Source organism: Maricaulis sp. W15, from assembly GCF_001924955.1.
Taxonomy (GTDB): Bacteria; Pseudomonadota; Alphaproteobacteria; order Caulobacterales; family Maricaulaceae; genus Maricaulis; species Maricaulis maris.
On record NZ_LQXG01000003.1, the window covers coordinates 1 to 16658 of the forward strand.

A 16658-nucleotide genomic window follows, 5' to 3' on the forward strand; every position below is an offset into this window, starting at 1 on the left:
GTCACTTGTGCCCGGAAACGAGCGGAGCCTGTCCGCGTGTCGGGGATGACATCCCGATGCTCCGGCAGGGCGTGCGATCAGGTCCAGGGGCACTAAACGACCGACCCTCAGTACCTGACGCATTGGAATCGGTCGCGAGAGCGTCCGGGAAATCTCCGCGAACGGGATGTCGGCGATGTCACGTTTTCAAATCAAACCGGTTATCGGCATTGGCCGACATCCCGTTCCCTCCCATCCCTCCGGCGCGAAAGCGTGCGGAGCGAGAGCTGCGCCAAGAAAAAACCCCGGAGCGTTCGCCCCGGGGTTTTCATTGGTCTCGGCGGAAAGCCTATTCCGCGTCGAGCGGGTCATCATCGTCCATCAGCTTTTGCATCAGGAAAGTGTAGAGCAGCGCCTCGCTGCGGGCCCGTTCTTCGAGGTTAGCCGCGGCGGCATGACCGCCGGCGGTGTTCTCGTAATAAAGATAGTCATGGCCCAGCTCTTCCAGCAGGTGCGCCATCTTGCGGGCATGGCCCGGATGGACGCGATCATCCTTGGTCGAGGTGTAGAGATAGATTTCCGGGTAATCACCGTTCGCATCGACATTGTGATAGGGCGAAATCGAGCGCAGGAAACCGCCCTCATCCGGGTCTTCCGGATTGCCGTATTCGCCCATCCAGGACGCTCCGGCGAGCAGGGTGTGATAGCGCAGCATGTCGAGGAGCGGCACGGCCGAGACGACGGCATTCCACAGATCCGGACGCTGGGTGTACATGACACCGGTCAACAGGCCGCCATTCGAGCCGCCATAGACACCGAGATGACGCGGGCTGGTGATGCCACGGGCTGACAAGTCCTCGGCCACCGCGATCAGGTCGTCATAGATGCGCTGGCGATCCATCTTCAGGCCGGCCTGGTGCCAGGCCGGGCCGAACTCGCCACCACCGCGGATATTGGCGACCACATAGGCGCCGCCATTTTCCAGCCACAGCTGGCCGCGCGAGCCGGAATAGCTGGGCCGGATGGAGACCTGGAAGCCACCATAGGCATAGAGCAGGGTCGGCGTCGTGCCATCCATCACCGTGTCTTCGTGGCGGACCACGAAATAGGGGATCATCGTGCCGTCGGTCGAGGCGACTTCCAGCTGTTCAACGACCAGGCCCTCGGCATCGAACTGGGCCGGGATCGACTTGATCTCCTCAACCGTCAACTCGGCCGCATCGACCCTGTAATAGCTGTCCGGCGTCAGAAAGCCTTCGGCATTCATGAAGGCAATGTCGTGATGCGAATTGGTGCCGCCCAGGCTGATCGTCATGTTGGCTGGCACAGGCACCGTCTCGGAGGTCCAATTACCGTCAGCATAGTGGAAGGCTTCGAGGCCACCGACGACGTTTTCGTCAATCGCAACCAGGAAGGCCGAAGCCGTTGACCCCATGCCGCCCAGCGATTGGCGCGGACCGGGCACGAAGACCGTCTTCACCGCCGGCAACTCACCGCTGGCCGCAAAGTCAGCCATGGTGAAAGACAGGAGCGCGCCTTGCGGGAAGGTCTCGCCGCCCTCGACCGGTGTCCATTCTTCCTCGATCGTGAAGACCAGCTCGCCCTGGAACAGGTCCTGGATCGAGGATTTGGTCGGCAGCGGTAGCTGCATCGGCGCCGCGTCGGCCGGCAGGTACCACCAGGTCGTATCGTAGAAAGTGTCGGCTTCCGAGGCCATCATATAGACGGTGCCGTCATGGTCCTCGGCGCGGAAGGCAAACAGGCCGACATCATCCTGGTCACCGCGAACCACTTCGGTGGCATCGGCGAGATCGGTGCCGCGCTCCCAGCGATAGGCCACAGAAGGATAGCCCGAACTGGTCGTGTCTTCCGGCGAGGTGGCCAAACCGACCATCAACGTGTCCGCGTCGATCCAGCTGACACCGCCCTTGGCTTCCGGGGTTTCAAACCCGTCTTCGACAAAGGCACGATCCGGGATCGAGAATTCGCGGCGTACGGCAGCATCGGAACCGCCATCCGACAGCGTGATCATGCAGCGCTCATAGGCCGGCGCCAGGCAGTTCGAGCCGCGCCAGACCCAGTTCATGTCCTCGGCTTCGGACAGGGCATCAAGATCAAGCACGACATCCCATTCCGGTGCGTCGGTCAGATAGCTGTCGAGCGTCGTGCGGCGCCACAGGCCGTGCGTGTGCTCGGAATCCTGCCAGAAATTCCAGACATAGCCGCCGGAATAGGAGCCATAGGGGATGCGGTCATTCGACTGGGCGATCGCCAGCGCCTGATCATAAAGCCCCTGATAGCGCTCATCGCCCTGCAATCGGGCAAAGGTGCGATCATTCTGGCCTTCGACCCATTCCAGCGCCTGTTCGCCCTCAACCTCTTCAAGCCAGACCCGCGGATCATTGTTCGGGTCGATCTCGACAATCTGGCGCTGCGTCGAGGCGTCGGGTGTTTCGGTGGCCACGGCGTCACTTTCCTGGCTGGCGGGCTGGCTGCAGGCCGCAAGGATGGCGGCGCTGGCGCTGACCGCCCATATGCTGCGAATTGCTCTCATCAGTCTCTTCCCCTCTGATGCTTGCGCGGCAATAAACACCGGAGCGGGTGTGGACGTAAAGAGAGCGGAGCGCTATCGGAGCGGATATGGACACACGTTTGATGAATGGGGCCGGCAACAAGTTCATCCTCGCCGATGTGCGGGGGCGCGCCGGCGTGTTCAACCTGTCGCGCACCACGGTTCGCGAGCTCGCGCACACGCATCATTTCGATCAACTTCTGGTGCTCGAAGACAGCGACAGCGCCGACGCCTTCATGCGCATCTGGAATGCCGATGGCGACGAGGTCGGTGCCTGTGGCAACGGGACCCGAGCCGCCGCTTGGGCGATGATGCAGGAGACCGGCGCCCGGGCCGTCAGCCTGGGCACCGTCGGCGGCCTGCTCCACGCCAGCGATGCCGGACCGTTGACGGTGAGTGTCGACATGGGTCCGCCGCGCCTGGACTGGCAGGACATCCCGCTGGCCCGGCCGATGGACACCGTGAAGCTGGATTATGCCGCCGAAATCGACGGCATCCGCATCGAGGCTCCCGGCGCCGTGTCGATGGGCAATCCGCACGCCGTCTTCTTCATTCGTGACGTCGAGGCCTTCCCGGCTGCCAGGTTGGGCCGGGAAGTCGAACTCGATCCGCTCTTTCCGGAGCGCGTCAATGTCGGCTTCGCCCAGATCCATGATGCCAACCATATCAGGCTGCGGGTTTGGGAACGTGGCGCCGGCATCACGGCCGCCTGCGGCACCGGCGCCTGTGCCGCCCTGGTGGCGGCACACCGGCGTGGTCTCGCAGAACGACGCGCCTCGATCATGACCAATGGCGGCGAGCTCTTCGTGGACTGGCGGGAGGATGACCATGTCATTCTGACCGGCCCCGTCGAGGATGAAGGCCCGATAACGGTGAATTTCTGAGCAAAAGCTGCTGCATGACCGCCATGCCGCGCACGCGGCTGTGACTTTCGCTATTGGTAAAACCTCATAATATCCGCGAACGGGTCCCATTGGGGCCGCGTTTCTGGGGGATACGCATCACATGACATTCAAAGCCAGCGCACTCGCAGCATCACTCGCCTGTCTCTTGACCCTGCCGACGTTCGCCCAGGATGAATCGCCGGCAGCCCCGACGCCCCAGAGCATCGCCCTGGAAATGTTCAGTGAGGCCGGTCGGGCGCTGCGTGCCGGCGACACGGAGAGCGCGCGCCGGCTGATGCAGGCAGCCCTCGACCTTAAACCGGCGCATCCGGCCGTATTGCGCGCGCTGGTGACGATCGCGACCCGTGCCGGGCGTGCCGACGACGGGTTTGAGGCGCTCGACAACATTGTCGCCGCCGGCCTCACATTTGAACCTGCCGCCGAGACCATCACCTTGCTGGAAGCCGCCGACAATGACCGTCTGACCGCGGTCCGGGCGGCCCTGACTGCCAATGCGGCACCGACGGGCAGTGGTGAAATCATTGCCCGCATTGACCGCCCGGACGCGCTGATCGAGGGCGTCGCGGTCGATATCGAGACCGACCGGATATTCGCCTCCTCGGTGGCCCAACGCGAAATCCTGATGCTGGAACCCTTCGCCCGGGACGAGCCGATCGTGTTTGCCGACCGCGAGGACGGATTGTGGTCGGTGTTTGGCCTGTTCGTCGATGACCGCACCCGCATGTTGTGGGCCGCCTCGGGAACAGTCGACCAGACGCCGCTGGACGAAGGAGAGGCGGGGGGAACAGCGCTGTTTGCCTTCGACCTGATGACCGGCGAGCTGTATCGCCGCTACACGATCGACGGCGCTGTGCAAATGGCCGATTTCGTGGTTCGCGACGGCACTGCCTATGTCTCCGACAGCCAGGCACCGCGGGTCTATCGACTCGACAGTGTATCCGGTGACCTCGAAGTCCTGTCCGAAGATCCTCGGTTTGTCAGCCTGCAGGGCGTGGCGCTGGCCCGCGGCGCCCTCTATGTGGCGGACTATTCGATGGGGATCTGGCGGATTGACCTGACGGATGGCAGCGCCACCTTGGTGCGCGCATCGGAGATCAGCCTGATCGGTATTGACGGTCTGCGGCAAACCCGTGACGGGCGCTTGGTGGCGGTTCGCAATGGCGCCCGGCCGCACCAGGTCATGGCGATCGACCTCGATCCGACGGGCGTGGAAGTCGCAAATGTCGAGGTCCTGCTGCGCGGCCACCCGGCAATGAGCGGGGAGACCGAACCGACCCTGGTCGATCTCGCCGATGGTCGTGCGTGGTTGGTCGCCAACGCCGCCTGGCCGCTCTTTCCTGCCGACGGCTCCGAACCCGCTGAGACACGGCCGTCGACCGCGATTGTGGAAATAGACCTGCGCTGACCAGTGGCCGGCTTTGATTCCCTTGCACCGTCAAAACCCGTCTCCAGCGGGGGTTTCGGGCCCATCTACCGGACGGAGGAGGCCATGCGAACGGTCGATCCGGGTTTCCTCGCCCGGCTGGGCCGATCGCGGCTGACAACAGCCGAACAGCTCTACGAAATGCCTGACAATCCGACCCTGCGGCCGAGTTTTCTCTGCCAGACCCGGGATTTGGCGCAGTGAGATCGACGCGTTGATCGATTCCGTCCGGATCGCCCATCGCGGCTTGGTCCACCAGCCGGGTGGCCGCAATAGACCACCGACGCGACCTGGCTAAGTCCCCTCACCCAGCCGGAGGCCGACGCCGCACGCCTGCCGGATGACGACATCGGCCACTTCGGCGCGCTGACGCAGTGCTTGCAGCTGTTCCGAGGTCAGCGGGGGTTCGGACGAGAGCAGTCCTCCGACTTGCGGATCGTCCGTGATCCGCTCGAGCCGCGGCATTGCAGCGCCCACCAATTCAAGCTGACCATGAGAGAAGCGCGAATTGGCTTCCCGAACGATGCAGGCACAGACGGCCTCGGCCTGACCTGAAGCGAGGCACGCATTCTGAATCGCGGTTTCGCTGGTATGATCCGCTACGGCGTCGGCCGCAGGCCACAGGACCAGACTTACCAATGCGGCCAGCAGGGCCGCCTCCGCTTTCATGCGCTTCATCACGCTATCCGGCCCCCAGCCAGCCCCTTTGCGCCTCGATCAGACGTTTGACGCCGGAACAGACAGCCCTATGCTTGTCGCTATGTCGAGTCCGCGCCTTTGAACGGCCAAGGACGAGTCATATTTAATGAGGCGAGGGACCGCCAAGCGTTACAAGGAGCCCCAAAATGAGGTGCGTTCTGATCACTTTGGCCAGCCTGGCTGTGCTGGGCGGCTGCGCAACCCCGACGCCCTATCAGGCGGCGGACGGGTCTCGTCGTGGTTTCACCGAAACCCGCATCGAGACCAATCGTTACCGGATATCCTTCGAGGGCAACTCGCTCACCGACCGCGAGACGGTCGAAACCTACCTGCTCTACCGGGCTTCCGAGCTCACGGTCGAAAACGGGTTTGACTATTTCACCGTCGTTGATCGCGCGACCGATGAGGAGACACGGGTCATGGCGTCCGGAATCGGACGATCTCCTTATTCCGGTTTCAACGTTCACTACGCCTATTTCCACCCGCGCTGGGGTTGGCGCGGCTGGCACGACCCGTTCTGGGATGATGTCAATTATCGCGAAAGCACGCGCTATGAGGCCAGCGCCGAAATCTATCTCGGCCGCGGTACCAAGCCCGACGACCCCAGTGCTTTCGATGCGCGCGACGTGATGTCCAATCTCGGCGACCAGATCGTGCGTCCGGAAGGCGGCTGAACCGCCTTCCATCGGAGCCATATCCGGGACTGCAAAAGGGTTGGCGCGTGGCGCCGGCCCTTTTTTGCAGCGTCTGCCTCACGCCACCTGATGCAAATTCAACACGCTGGACAAACCGTGTGCAGCACGATCGCCCGCGTTCACCCCCTACGCTTGACACGCATTCTCACACTGAATACTCGGACTTTGATTTTCATTTGCAAGTTCGAGTCTCATCATGATCAAAAAAAGCGCCCTGCTGGCCACAACCCTTCTCACGGCCGGCCTCGGCTTCGGCACGGCCCACGCCCAGCAAAACGAGGATGTCGTCGAGGTCAATGGACGCTATCTGTCGCTGGACCAGCTCAACTCGGTGAAAACACCGACGCCGGTCATCGACGTGCCGCAGAGCCTGTCCATCGTCACTGACGTCCAGATCGCCGATCAGGGCTTTGCCAATCTCGGGGACATCCTGCGCTACACGCCTGGCCTGTCGATCAGCCAGGGCGAAGGCCATCGTGACGCGATCAATATCCGCGGCAACCAGTCGACCGCCGACTTCTTCCTCAATGGCGTCCGCGATGACGTCCAGTATTACCGCCCGCTCTACAATCTCGAACAGGTCGAGATCCTGCGTGGCTCGAACGCGCTGTTGTTCGGACGCGGCGGTGGCGGCGGTGTCATCAATCGCGTGACCAAGTCACCAATTGTGGGCGACACTTTCTCCGGCGTCAGCGCCGGCATCGACACATTCGGCGCCTGGCAGCTTACCGGCGACACGAATGTTGCCACTGGCGACCGCTCGGCCCTGCGCCTGAATGCCTTTGTCGAGGACATGGCCAATCACCGCGACGCCTTTGACGGTACACGTTACGGCATCAACCCGACCTTCCGGACGGAGTTGGGAACCGACACGACGGCGACCTTCTTCTATGAGTATCTCAATGACGACCGGGTCGTGGATCGCGGCGTCCCCTCGGTCAATGTCGCCGGGGCGCCGAACCGACCGCTGGAAGGGCATGACGAGACATTCTTTGGTTCGCCTGACGCCAACAATACAACGCTGGAAGCTCATACATTCCGGGTCCGCCTCGATCATGAATTCGGTGACCGGCTGCGCGGCAATGTCACGGTCCAGCACGCCGATTATGACAAGGCCTATCAGAACCTCTACGCCGCCAGCTTCGACGCCGTCGCGACGCCGAACCGGGTCACGCTGGACGGCTATCGCGACATCACCGCCCGCACCAACACTGTCATACAGGCCAATCTGGTCGGCGAGTTCAACACCGGCGCGATCAGCCACACCGTGCTGGCCGGCGGCGAATATGGTGACCAGGCGACCGACAATGCCCGCTTCGACAATCTGTTCGCGGCCAGCAATGACGACCAGATCACGATCGATTTCAGCGACCCGCTCGTGATCCCCGACTTCGCCTTTTCAACACCTGTGCGTGACCGCAGCTCCGAGGTTCGATTCACCTCGCTCTACCTGCAGGACCAGATCGACCTTACCGATACGCTGAAACTCGTTGTCGGGGCCCGTTTCGACCGCTTTGACGTCGAGGTCCTCGACCTGTTTGCCGTCACGGCGACGGATAATGGCCGCCGCGGCCGCGTCGACGAGGAAGTGTCGCCGCGCTTTGGCCTGATCTACAAGCCGGCTGACAACATGTCCTTTTATGCCAGCTATACCGAGACCTTCCTGCCGAGCGCCGGCGACCAGTTCCTGACACTCAGTTCGACGACCGAGGACATTCAGCCGCAAGTCTTCGAGAACCGTGAGATCGGCGCCAAATGGGACATCACCGACACACTCAGCTTCACCGCCGCCCTGTTCCGCCTCGAGCGCGGCCAGTTCACCACGGTCGACCCGGATGATCCGTCCATTGTCACCACGGTGACCGGCAGCACGACGGAAGGTTTTGAGCTTCAGCTGGTGGGCGAGGTCACTGACCGGTGGACCGTCAATGCCGGCTACAGCCATCTGGACGGAACCGTCGACGGTGGCGGTTTTGACGGCAATGCGACCCGCCAGACACCGGCGCACATGCTGTCGGTGTGGAACCGCTACCAGGTCAGCAACCAGCTCGGCTTGGCCATCGGCGCAACCTATCAGGACGCCAATTTCGTGCATGAGGACAATTCGGTCGAGATCCCAGCCTATACCCGGTTCGATGCGGCCGTTTATTACGATCTCGACGACGCCACCCGGATCCAGCTGAATGTCGAAAACCTGTTCGACGAAAACTATTTCCCGGACGCGCACAGCAATACCAATATCTCGACCGGCGAGCCGCTGAACGCCCGCCTGACGGTGCGCCGCGACTTCTGATCCGGGCGATAGCTGCCATGAAAAAGGCCGGAGGTTCGCCTCCGGCCTTTTGTCTGTCTGGCGTTGGGCAAGGCGCCTATTTCGGCGGCATGCGGGCACCGGCATCGAGGCGGACACATTCAGCGTTGATATAGTCGGAATTGACCATAAAGGCGACGAGGTCCGCATACTCTTCCGGCGTGCCGAAACGCTGCGGGAATTGCAGGTGCGAGGCGAGCGAGACTTTCACCTCCGGCGGCATCTGCTGGTAAATCGGGGTCTCGAAAAAGCCCGGCAGGATGGTGTTGACGCGGATGCCTTCCTTGGCGAGATCGCGCGCCATCGGCAGGGTCATGCCGTAGATGCCACCCTTTGAAGCGGCATAGGCAACCTGGCCGATCTGACCGTCCTGGGCCGCAACCGACGCCGTGTTGACGATGACGCCACGGCCGGAACCGCCCAGCGGATCCAGCGACATCATGCCGGCGGCCGATTTGGACGCACACAGGAAGGAGCCGATCAGGTTGACCCCGATCACGGTCTGGAAGCCCTTGGCCGAGTGGGCCGAAACTTCACCGGTCGAGGAGGAACGGCGTGCCGTCTTCTCGGCCCAGCCGATCCCGGCGCAATTGACGAAAACGCGTTCCTGGCCATGCGCTTCCCGGGCCTTGGCCAGGCCGGCGTCGACGCTGGCTTCATCGGAGACATTGACCTGACAGAACACGCCGCCGATCTCCTTGGCGACCATCTCGCCGCGCTCGGCATTCATGTCGAAAATGGCGACCTTGGCGCCGTCTGCGGCGAGACGGCGGGCTGTGCCTTCGCCGAGACCGGATGCGCCGCCGGTGACAATAGCGGCAATGGATGAGTCGAGTTTCATGAGGCACTCCCCTTTATCGATGCCAGCGACATAGCGTGATGCCTGCCAAAAGAAAATCCGGAGCAACGGCTCGCCGGCGGTGGAAAACCGACTTGGGCGGGATGCGCGAGCGGTGCTAGAGCAATCGGCACACACTCAAACGAGACGGGATGGACAGTATGAGCGGACGTTACGCCCTTTTGCTGCACGGTGGCGCCGGCACCCTGGCTGATCGCGATTATGCCAAGGAAATCGATCATATGCGCGGTCTTGCCGAAGCCGCCAAGGCGCGCCTCGCCATCGGCGCCAACGCGCTCGATATCGTGCAGGACATCGTGCGCGAGCTGGAAGCCTCCGGTCTCTATGTCGCCGGCAAGGGCGCCTCGCCGAACAAGGCCGGCCGCTATGAATTGGACGCCGCGATCATGGACGGGCCAACCCAGCGGGCCGGGTCGGTCGCAGCATTGACCGGCTTCACCAGCCCGATCTCGGCGGCCCGGGCGGTGATGGACACGACACCCCACGTCATGCTCGCCGGTCGCGGTGCCGAGCGCTTTTGCAGCGAAGCGGAGCTGGAACGGGTTGAGAGCGTCAACGACTATTACACGCCCGCTGCCGCGCCGGATGATCGTGCCATCGCCACCGGCACGGTCGGCTGTGTCGCCCTCGATATGGAAGGCCGGCTGGCTGCCGCCACCTCAACCGGTGGCACGCTGAACAAAATGGAGGGCCGGGTCGGCGACAGTCCCATCATCGGGTCCGGCTGCTGGGCCGATGGCCATGTCGCGATCTCCTGCACCGGCCAGGGCGAGTTTTTCCTGCGCACCGCGACCGCCAAGGATGTCTCCGCCCGCATGGCCTATGGCGGTCAATCGCTTGCGGACGCTGTCGCCGGCGCGCTGGCCGATGTCGGCGCACTGGGAGGTGAGGGCGGCATCATCGCCGTTGATCGCCACGGCAATCTGGCCGCGCCGTTCAACTCGCCCGGCATGAAGCAGGCCATGGTCCACCCCGATGGACGTGTGACAGCCGGGGTACGCTGATGATCACGATGAAGCGGGGCTATTTCGGCGTCGGCGCCGAAGGCATTTCCAAGCCGATGAATATGGGCGCGATCCTGCGTACAGCGCACGCCTTTGGCGCCAGCTTTGCCTTCACGGTCGATGCCAATCACCAGGTCCGCGACGTCTACCGCGCCGATACTGCCAAATCCGTCGACCATGTCCCCTACTATGAATGGGATGCCACCGACGAAATTGCCTTGCCGTCGAACTGCCAGCTGGTCGGTATCGAACTCACGGACGACGCCGTCGACCTGCCCAGCTTTCGCCACCCGCTGTGCGCCGCCTATGTCTTTGGCCGCGAGCGTGGATCACTGTCGGAAGAGATGCAGGCACGGTGCAGCCATATCGTGAAAATCCCGACCAAATTCTGCGTCAATGTCTCGGTGGCCTGCGCCATCACCCTGTATGATCGTCAGATCAATTTCGGCGGCTTTCCCGAACGGCCACTGATGCCCGGCGGGCCGGATCTTGAAAGCCTGGCCGAGGCGACAAAGAAGGCCGGTATCCACCGCTGATCCGGCGATCAATTGGCGCTGTTAGCGCGGGATTAACTCCGCCATCATACCGCCATAGGGATGCCCTAGACGGCGTCGAATGTGCTTCGCGACGAGGATGATCACAGTGCGTATCCGACATGCCTGCCTGGCGTTTGCTCTGCTGACCGGACTGAACGCCCCCGCTTTCGCCCAGGACGATCCGCAGTTTCGCGGCGAGTACAGCGATTGGCGGGTCTTCACCCGCAATACCGATGCGGGCTTTTCCTGTTACGCGTTGAGCCGCCCGACCGACAGCGCACCGCGCGCCCATGAACACGGCAATGTCTATTTCCTGGTAGCCAGCTGGCAGTCCGGTGCGGTCGAGGAACAACCCTCGCTGCTGGTCGGCTATGACCTGCGCCCGACCAGCCCGCCGCAAGTCCGGGTCGGCTCGGACCGGTTTGACATGTTCGCCGACAACCAGGAGGGTTTTCTCGACGATCTCGACGAGGAAGCCGATCTGATCCGCTCGATGCGCCGCGGCTCGGTCATGCGGGTCACCGCCACGACGCTCGAGGGGGCCGCGACGTCCTACGAATTCTCGCTGTCCGGCGTGACCGCGGCCCTGCAGCGTGTCGAGGCGCTCTGCAACTGATCCCGCGCACCGGTCCGATTCGGCATTGCCGCGCTTTTGTGATAGAGCGCGCGGCTTCGTTTTGTTTGAGATAGTCTGGCGGCCATGAACCACGCCCTGAACATTGATGCCCGCAACGCCAATGCCAGCCGCATTGACGAAACCACGCCGCGCCCCCTGCCCACGCTGGCCGGGATGACGCGCGAGGAATTGCGCGAGGTGGCGATCGCCTGCGGGGTCGACGAGAAGAAGGCGAAGATGCGCGCCGAACAATTGTGGCGCTGGATCTATCACTACGGCGTCACGTCCTTCGACGAGATGACCAATATCTCGAAAGACCTGCGCGCCGTCATTGCCGACAAATATGCCCTGCACCGCCCCAAGCTGATCGACCGCCAGGTCTCGGTCGACGGCACCCGCAAATACCTGATCGAGCTGGCGCCCGGCGTCGAGTGCGAGACGGTGTTCATCCCGGACGTCGCCCGCTCCGGTGCCCTGTGCGTCTCCAGCCAGGTCGGTTGCACGCTGAACTGCACCTTCTGCCATACCGGCACCCAGGCGCTGGTACGCAATCTCACCGCCGCCGAAATCGTCGCCCAGGTGATGATTGCGCGCGACGATCTGGAGGAATGGCCGACCTCGAACGAGAACCGCAAGATCACCAATATCGTCTTCATGGGCATGGGTGAGCCGCTCTACAATCTCGACCATGTCGCGACGTCGATCGACATCATCTCGGACGGTGAGGGCATTGCCATCTCGCGCCGCCGCACCACGGTCTCGACCTCCGGCGTGGTGCCGAAGATCAAGGAGCTGGGCGAGCTGACCGGCACCATGTTGGCGATCTCACTGCATGCCACCAATGACGGCTTGCGTGACGAGCTGGTGCCGCTGAACAAGAAATACCCGCTTGTCGAGCTGATGAATGCCATCCGCGCCTATCCCGGCCTGGGCAATTCCAAGCGCGTGACCTTCGAATATGTGATGCTGAAGGGCGTCAATGACAGCCTGGCCGAGGCCAAGGCGCTGGTGAAACTGCTCAAGGGCATTCCGGCCAAGATCAATCTGATCCCCTTCAATCCGTGGCCGAACAGCCCTTATGAATGCTCGGACTGGGACCAGATCGAAGCCTTTGCCGATGTGGTCAACAAGGCCGGCTACGCCTCCCCCATCCGCACGCCGCGCGGCCGCGACATCTTCGCCGCCTGCGGCCAGCTGCGCTCGGAAAGCCAGAAGGTAAAGGCGAGCGTGCTGCGCAAACAGCGCCTGGCCGCGGGTGAAGGCGCTGCCAACGCCGCGTCGTGACCGCCGCCGTCCTCTATCGCTGGAAGTTGAAGCCCCGCCGCGAGGCCGAGTTCGAAACCGCTTGGGCCGAGGGGACGCGACGCATCCACCAGGCGTGCGGCTCCTATGGCGCGGTTCTGCATCGCGACGAGAACGGGCTGTACTGGTCCTATGCGGCCTGGCCGGACGAAGCGGTTCGCAAGGCCTGTTTCGCCGAGCATGACTGGTTTTCCCAGGACTGCTTCAAGACCATGCAGGCCTGCATCGCCGAACGTTTCGACGAAATCACGCTGACAGTCACCCACGATGAGCTGAAAGCCCGCACGCCGTCTTGCGACGTCCCGGTGCTGACGACCAACCGCCTCCTGCTGCGCCGGATTCATCAGGATGATGCGCTCGCGCTCCTCCCTGCGCTGCAAGACCCCGGCACAATGAAATACTGGTCTCGCGCACCCGTCGAAAACCTCGCCGAAGCGCGAGACTATCTCGCTGGCTCGACACGATCGGCCACCGTTCGATGCTGGGCCATGACGCGGCCGGCGGCACCGGATGACGCCCTCGGCTGGGTCGTCCTGATCGATCGCAAGCCCGGGGTCGCGGAGATCGGCTATATCATCCGTCCGGACGCACAACGCCGCGGCCATGTCAGCGAAGCGGTCGCCCGGGTGCTGGATCATGGCTTCGACGCGCTCGGCCTGCGCCGGATCTACGCCGATACCGATCCGGACAATGCCGGCTCGATCGCCGTGCTCACCAAGCTGGGCTTCACGCTCGAGGGCCGGTTGCGCGACCAGTGGGAGACCCATTTGGGCGTTCGGGACAGCCTGATTTTCGGGCTTCTGAATTCAGAATGGGCAACGACCCGCGCACATTGAATCCGGTAGCGTGTGGAAACGGTAAACACTGATTAACTGTCATACGTTTAGAACAGGCAGCCATTTGCAGGCCTGTATATAGACAATGATAAAATTCATTCCGACTATACTTGTGATTGCAATCGTTGGCGTGACGCCCCTTTTGGCGGTCGCAGAACCGGCGACTGATGATCGCTACGCCGCTGTCTTCCCGCCGGGATGGCAGGCCCGGGATGTTATCATTGCTGGTGCCGCCGCCGGTCAGTCAGCACTGATGATCGGGCGCACCGCCAATATCGGCGTATTCGTCTTGCCGGCCGCAGATGATCGCCAAGCCCTACGTGACGCCGGCGCCTGGCTCATCATCCCGGCCAACACGTTGCACGGCTGCCTGATCAACCAGACCCCGACAGCCCAGTCCATCCGATCCTCAGCAGAGACCCCATCGACATGACCAGCCTCAACCACATCCGCCAGCGCGCCCAAACCGTGACCCTGCTGATCATGGTCGGCCTGTGTATCAGCTTGATTGTGACCGCAGGCATTTTTGCCAGCAACCGTCTTGTCCCGGCAGGACTGGTCGGCTTTGTCCTGCTCGCCATAGCGGTCGCCAGCTGGCGGCTGGACCCGAACAGTGCGGTCTCGCGGGCCACAGTCGGCACGGCGCTCATCGGTTATCCGGCGCTGTTTGTCTATTTGTTAAGTGGTTCACCGTGGCAGATCGACATGCACATGATGTTTTTCGCCGCCCTTTCGATCTCGGCGGTGATGCTTGATTGGCGCGTGATCGTCGCCGCGTCGGCAGCGACGGCCGTCCACCACCTTTCGCTGAACTTCTTTCTGCCCTGGGCGGTGTTTCCGGATGGCGCCGACTTCTTCCGTGTCGTCTTCCACGCCGTAATCGTCATCGGACAATCCGGCGCGCTGGTATGGATGACCTACCATGCGTCACAAGCCCTCAATGGCGCTGATCACAAGGCCGACGAAGCCGCCGCAGCGCAATCAGCCGCTGCCCAAAGCGCCGACGCCCAGGTCGCAACCAAGGACAATGCGGATCGCCAGCGCCTCGCCATCGCAGCCCTGGCCCGGGAATTCGAGGAAGCCTTGCGGGTCGTATCCGGAGGGATTTCCGGCGCGGCCGGTCAGGTCAGCAGCTTGGCCGGCGATCTCAGCGGCGATGCCGAAGCAACGCGCGAGGGGGCGTCTGAGGCGTCCTCCAGAGCCTCGACGACCAACAGCAATGTCCAGTCTGTGGCCGCCGCTGCGCAAGAATTGTCCGCCTCGATCGGCGAGGTCGCGCGCATCCTCCAGAACAGTGATGATGTGTCCGACCGGGCGGCCGCCGAAGCCGAAGGCGCGGGTCGGTCGATCGACGCGCTGGAAACCGCGGCCAAGGAAATCGAAGACATCATGCGCCTGGTCGCCGGCGTTGCCGAGCAGACCAACCTGCTGGCACTGAACGCCACGATCGAGGCAGCGCGCGCCGGTGAGGCCGGCAAGGGTTTCGCGGTGGTGGCGTCCGAGGTGAAGGCACTGGCCGAGCAGACCACGCGAGCGTCCAGCGATATCGGTCAGAAGATCGAAGCGATGCGCGGCGCGTCAGGTGGCGCTGCCGAGGCTCTCGGGCGCATTGCGGAAATCATCTCCGAACTGCGCCAATCCACCGAAAGCGTGCAGGGCGCCTTCTCGGAGCAAAACCAGGCGACCCAGGAAATCGCCTCACTCGCCGAACGCGCGGCGGTCGAGACGATCGAGGTGAATAATTCCATGCACTCGGTCACCGAAGCCGCCGAGCGGACCAATGCCGCCGCCGAGGCCTTCACACGCGCATCCGGCGAACTGGGAGAAGCGGCGAGCCGCCTCGACGAGGAGCTCAACCGCTTCCGGTCCGAGTTGGATGCCGCCTGATTACTCCGGCTTGCGAAAGCGCAGGACGAAGCGGTCGGTCTGACGGCGGATGGATGGGTCGAACGGGCTGATCTCACGACTGTCTTCCGGATTGGCCAACATGTCGCTCGACCCGTCCAGTTCGAAACCGGCGGCGGTGATTTCCTCGACCACCGCTGCCTCCTCGATCCGGTGCAGGCTTTCAACCACCGTCAAACCTGCGCCCTCCACGGCCCGGTGATCGACGACCACGTAGACGCCGCCGGGACGCAAGGCGTCAAAAACCGCGGCATTCATGGCGGTCCGGTCGGTGCCGTCCCATGCCGTGTCATGGTAGAAAAGCACCATGAATACAGCGTCCAACTCACCGTCAACATTGTCGCCGAAGGCCTCGATGGCGGAGCTGGAATGGGTCATGTTGGCCCGCTCACCCGCAAAGGCCGCAAGGCCGGCATCGGTCTCGGCAAACCGTTCGGCAACCCAGGTCGGGTTCATGGTGTAGACATGACCCTCGGCACCAACTGCGGTCGAGAGCACGCGGGAATAATATCCGCTGCCGGCGGCGAGATCAGCAATGCGCCAACCCGGCTCGACACCTGCAAACAAAAGAACTTCAGCGGGATGGCGATTGGCGTCCAGCTGGCGATCCGCCTCCGGGCGGCTCGCATCGGCGACAGCATTCTCGATGCTGGTCGGCATCGGGTCGTCCTGGGCCATGACGGGTCCGGCCACCAGAGCGGCCAGGGCAACAGAAGCAATGAAAAGTCGACGCATGATTTCCCCTCACACAACAAGATGTTTGAGGCTCTCATACAACGCCGCGAGGCAACAGGCTCCTGACACATCGCTCACGAAGCTGTGACGATGCCGGTTGAATCGCGATTCTTTTACGGTTGATAAGGACTTAGGCGATAGACATGGGCACAAGCGGCGACACGCCGCAATGGAGGGGTCCATGCATTTCATTCTGGCTTTTGCCGCTGTCGCATCCGCCCTGGCGGCCTGGCTCTATCGCCGCGAGAGCCGTCGCCTCTAGACGACCTCGCGCCGCATCC

General features: G+C 62.9%; 16 protein-coding genes. 12 read left to right on the forward strand and 4 right to left on the reverse strand.

Features of this window, described 5'->3' with window-relative positions:
- Positions 1-328: 328 nt before the first annotated feature.
- On the reverse strand, positions 329-2533 hold the full coding sequence (locus AWH62_RS03560; protein ID WP_075189117.1) for a prolyl oligopeptidase family protein: 2205 nt from the start codon (positions 2531-2533) through the stop codon (positions 329-331).
- A gap of 86 nt (positions 2534-2619) precedes the next feature.
- Here AWH62_RS03560 and dapF point away from each other — a divergent pair, with 86 nt between their 5' ends.
- From dapF to AWH62_RS17100, 3 genes are all read left to right on the forward strand, one after another.
- Positions 2620-3435 carry a diaminopimelate epimerase gene (dapF, locus tag AWH62_RS03565; RefSeq protein WP_075189118.1) on the forward strand — a complete coding sequence of 272 codons (816 nt, stop codon included), beginning with the start codon at positions 2620-2622 and terminating at the stop codon, positions 3433-3435.
- A gap of 121 nt (positions 3436-3556) precedes the next feature.
- Positions 3557-4861 carry a hypothetical protein gene (locus AWH62_RS03570; RefSeq protein ID WP_075189119.1) on the forward strand — a complete coding sequence of 435 codons (1305 nt, stop codon included), beginning with the start codon at positions 3557-3559 and terminating at the stop codon, positions 4859-4861.
- 84 nt (positions 4862-4945) lie between these two features.
- Entirely contained in the window at positions 4946-5083 is a 138-nt protein-coding gene (locus AWH62_RS17100) for a hypothetical protein (protein ID WP_233128251.1), read from the forward strand.
- A gap of 90 nt (positions 5084-5173) precedes the next feature.
- Here the strand turns inward: AWH62_RS17100 and AWH62_RS03580 are convergent, their stop codons facing one another.
- The gene (locus AWH62_RS03580; RefSeq protein ID WP_143742901.1) at positions 5174-5557 is read right to left on the reverse strand and encodes a hypothetical protein; all 384 of its coding nucleotides are present in this window, start codon (positions 5555-5557) and stop codon (positions 5174-5176) included.
- Between the two features lie 167 nt (positions 5558-5724).
- Here AWH62_RS03580 and AWH62_RS03585 point away from each other — a divergent pair, with 167 nt between their 5' ends.
- Positions 5725-6252, forward strand: coding sequence for a hypothetical protein (locus tag AWH62_RS03585; protein WP_075189122.1), 528 nt, complete (start codon positions 5725-5727; stop codon positions 6250-6252).
- Positions 6253-6469: 217 nt separating this feature from the next.
- Positions 6470-8566 (forward strand): TonB-dependent siderophore receptor, encoded by a 2097-nt coding sequence (locus AWH62_RS03590; protein ID WP_075189123.1) that lies wholly within the window; start codon positions 6470-6472, stop codon positions 8564-8566.
- Positions 8567-8642: 76 nt separating this feature from the next.
- Here AWH62_RS03590 and AWH62_RS03595 read toward each other — a convergent pair whose 3' ends face one another.
- On the reverse strand, positions 8643-9425 hold the full coding sequence (locus AWH62_RS03595) for an SDR family NAD(P)-dependent oxidoreductase (protein ID WP_075189124.1): 783 nt from the start codon (positions 9423-9425) through the stop codon (positions 8643-8645).
- Between the two features lie 158 nt (positions 9426-9583).
- Between AWH62_RS03595 and AWH62_RS03600 the strand changes: the two genes are divergently transcribed.
- The 7 genes from AWH62_RS03600 to AWH62_RS03630 all read left to right on the forward strand — a co-directional run bounded on the left by AWH62_RS03600 (position 9584) and on the right by AWH62_RS03630 (position 15624).
- Entirely contained in the window at positions 9584-10447 is an 864-nt protein-coding gene (locus AWH62_RS03600; protein ID WP_075189203.1) for an isoaspartyl peptidase/L-asparaginase family protein, read from the forward strand.
- On the forward strand, positions 10447-10983 hold the full coding sequence (locus tag AWH62_RS03605) for an RNA methyltransferase (protein ID WP_075189125.1): 537 nt from the start codon (positions 10447-10449) through the stop codon (positions 10981-10983). Before AWH62_RS03600 ends, AWH62_RS03605 begins: the two co-directional genes overlap by 1 nt.
- A gap of 97 nt (positions 10984-11080) precedes the next feature.
- The gene (locus AWH62_RS03610; protein ID WP_075189126.1) at positions 11081-11599 is read left to right on the forward strand and encodes an invasion associated locus B family protein; all 519 of its coding nucleotides are present in this window, start codon (positions 11081-11083) and stop codon (positions 11597-11599) included.
- Positions 11600-11683: 84 nt separating this feature from the next.
- Entirely contained in the window at positions 11684-12883 is a 1200-nt protein-coding gene (gene rlmN, locus AWH62_RS03615; protein WP_075189127.1) for a 23S rRNA (adenine(2503)-C(2))-methyltransferase RlmN, read from the forward strand.
- On the forward strand, positions 12880-13737 hold the full coding sequence (locus AWH62_RS03620; protein WP_198928860.1) for a GNAT family N-acetyltransferase: 858 nt from the start codon (positions 12880-12882) through the stop codon (positions 13735-13737). Before rlmN ends, AWH62_RS03620 begins: the two co-directional genes overlap by 4 nt.
- Before the next feature lie 130 nt (positions 13738-13867).
- Positions 13868-14170: a hypothetical protein gene (locus tag AWH62_RS03625; RefSeq protein WP_143742903.1), complete on the forward strand. Its 303-nt coding sequence runs from the start codon at positions 13868-13870 to the stop codon at positions 14168-14170.
- Positions 14167-15624, forward strand: coding sequence for a methyl-accepting chemotaxis protein (locus tag AWH62_RS03630; RefSeq protein WP_075189129.1), 1458 nt, complete (start codon positions 14167-14169; stop codon positions 15622-15624). The genes AWH62_RS03625 and AWH62_RS03630 overlap by 4 nt, the downstream gene beginning before the upstream one ends.
- Here AWH62_RS03630 and AWH62_RS03635 read toward each other — a convergent pair whose 3' ends face one another.
- Complete coding sequence (locus tag AWH62_RS03635; protein WP_075189130.1) at positions 15625-16377, reverse strand: class I SAM-dependent methyltransferase; 753 nt, start codon at positions 16375-16377, stop codon at positions 15625-15627.
- Positions 16378-16658 lie beyond the last annotated feature (281 nt).

Bases quoted from the DNA above. Each gene is read 5' to 3' on its own strand.
- rlmN (WP_075189127.1), top strand. From the start codon at position 11,684: ATGAACCACGCCCTGAACATTGATGCCCGCAACGCCAATGCCAGCCGC.
- AWH62_RS03595 (WP_075189124.1), bottom strand. From the start codon at position 9,425: ATGAAACTCGACTCATCCATTGCCGCTATTGTCACCGGCGGCGCATCC.
- AWH62_RS03605 (WP_075189125.1), top strand. From the start codon at position 10,447: ATGATCACGATGAAGCGGGGCTATTTCGGCGTCGGCGCCGAAGGCATT.
- AWH62_RS03630 (WP_075189129.1), top strand. From the start codon at position 14,167: ATGACCAGCCTCAACCACATCCGCCAGCGCGCCCAAACCGTGACCCTG.
- AWH62_RS03580 (WP_143742901.1), bottom strand. From the start codon at position 5,557: ATGAAGCGCATGAAAGCGGAGGCGGCCCTGCTGGCCGCATTGGTAAGT.
- AWH62_RS03590 (WP_075189123.1), top strand. From the start codon at position 6,470: ATGATCAAAAAAAGCGCCCTGCTGGCCACAACCCTTCTCACGGCCGGC.
- dapF (WP_075189118.1), top strand. From the start codon at position 2,620: ATGGACACACGTTTGATGAATGGGGCCGGCAACAAGTTCATCCTCGCC.
- AWH62_RS03585 (WP_075189122.1), top strand. From the start codon at position 5,725: ATGAGGTGCGTTCTGATCACTTTGGCCAGCCTGGCTGTGCTGGGCGGC.
- AWH62_RS03610 (WP_075189126.1), top strand. From the start codon at position 11,081: ATGATCACAGTGCGTATCCGACATGCCTGCCTGGCGTTTGCTCTGCTG.
- AWH62_RS17100 (WP_233128251.1), top strand. From the start codon at position 4,946: ATGCGAACGGTCGATCCGGGTTTCCTCGCCCGGCTGGGCCGATCGCGG.
- AWH62_RS03570 (WP_075189119.1), top strand. From the start codon at position 3,557: ATGACATTCAAAGCCAGCGCACTCGCAGCATCACTCGCCTGTCTCTTG.
- AWH62_RS03560 (WP_075189117.1), bottom strand. From the start codon at position 2,533: ATGAGAGCAATTCGCAGCATATGGGCGGTCAGCGCCAGCGCCGCCATC.
- AWH62_RS03600 (WP_075189203.1), top strand. From the start codon at position 9,584: ATGAGCGGACGTTACGCCCTTTTGCTGCACGGTGGCGCCGGCACCCTG.
- AWH62_RS03635 (WP_075189130.1), bottom strand. From the start codon at position 16,377: ATGCGTCGACTTTTCATTGCTTCTGTTGCCCTGGCCGCTCTGGTGGCC.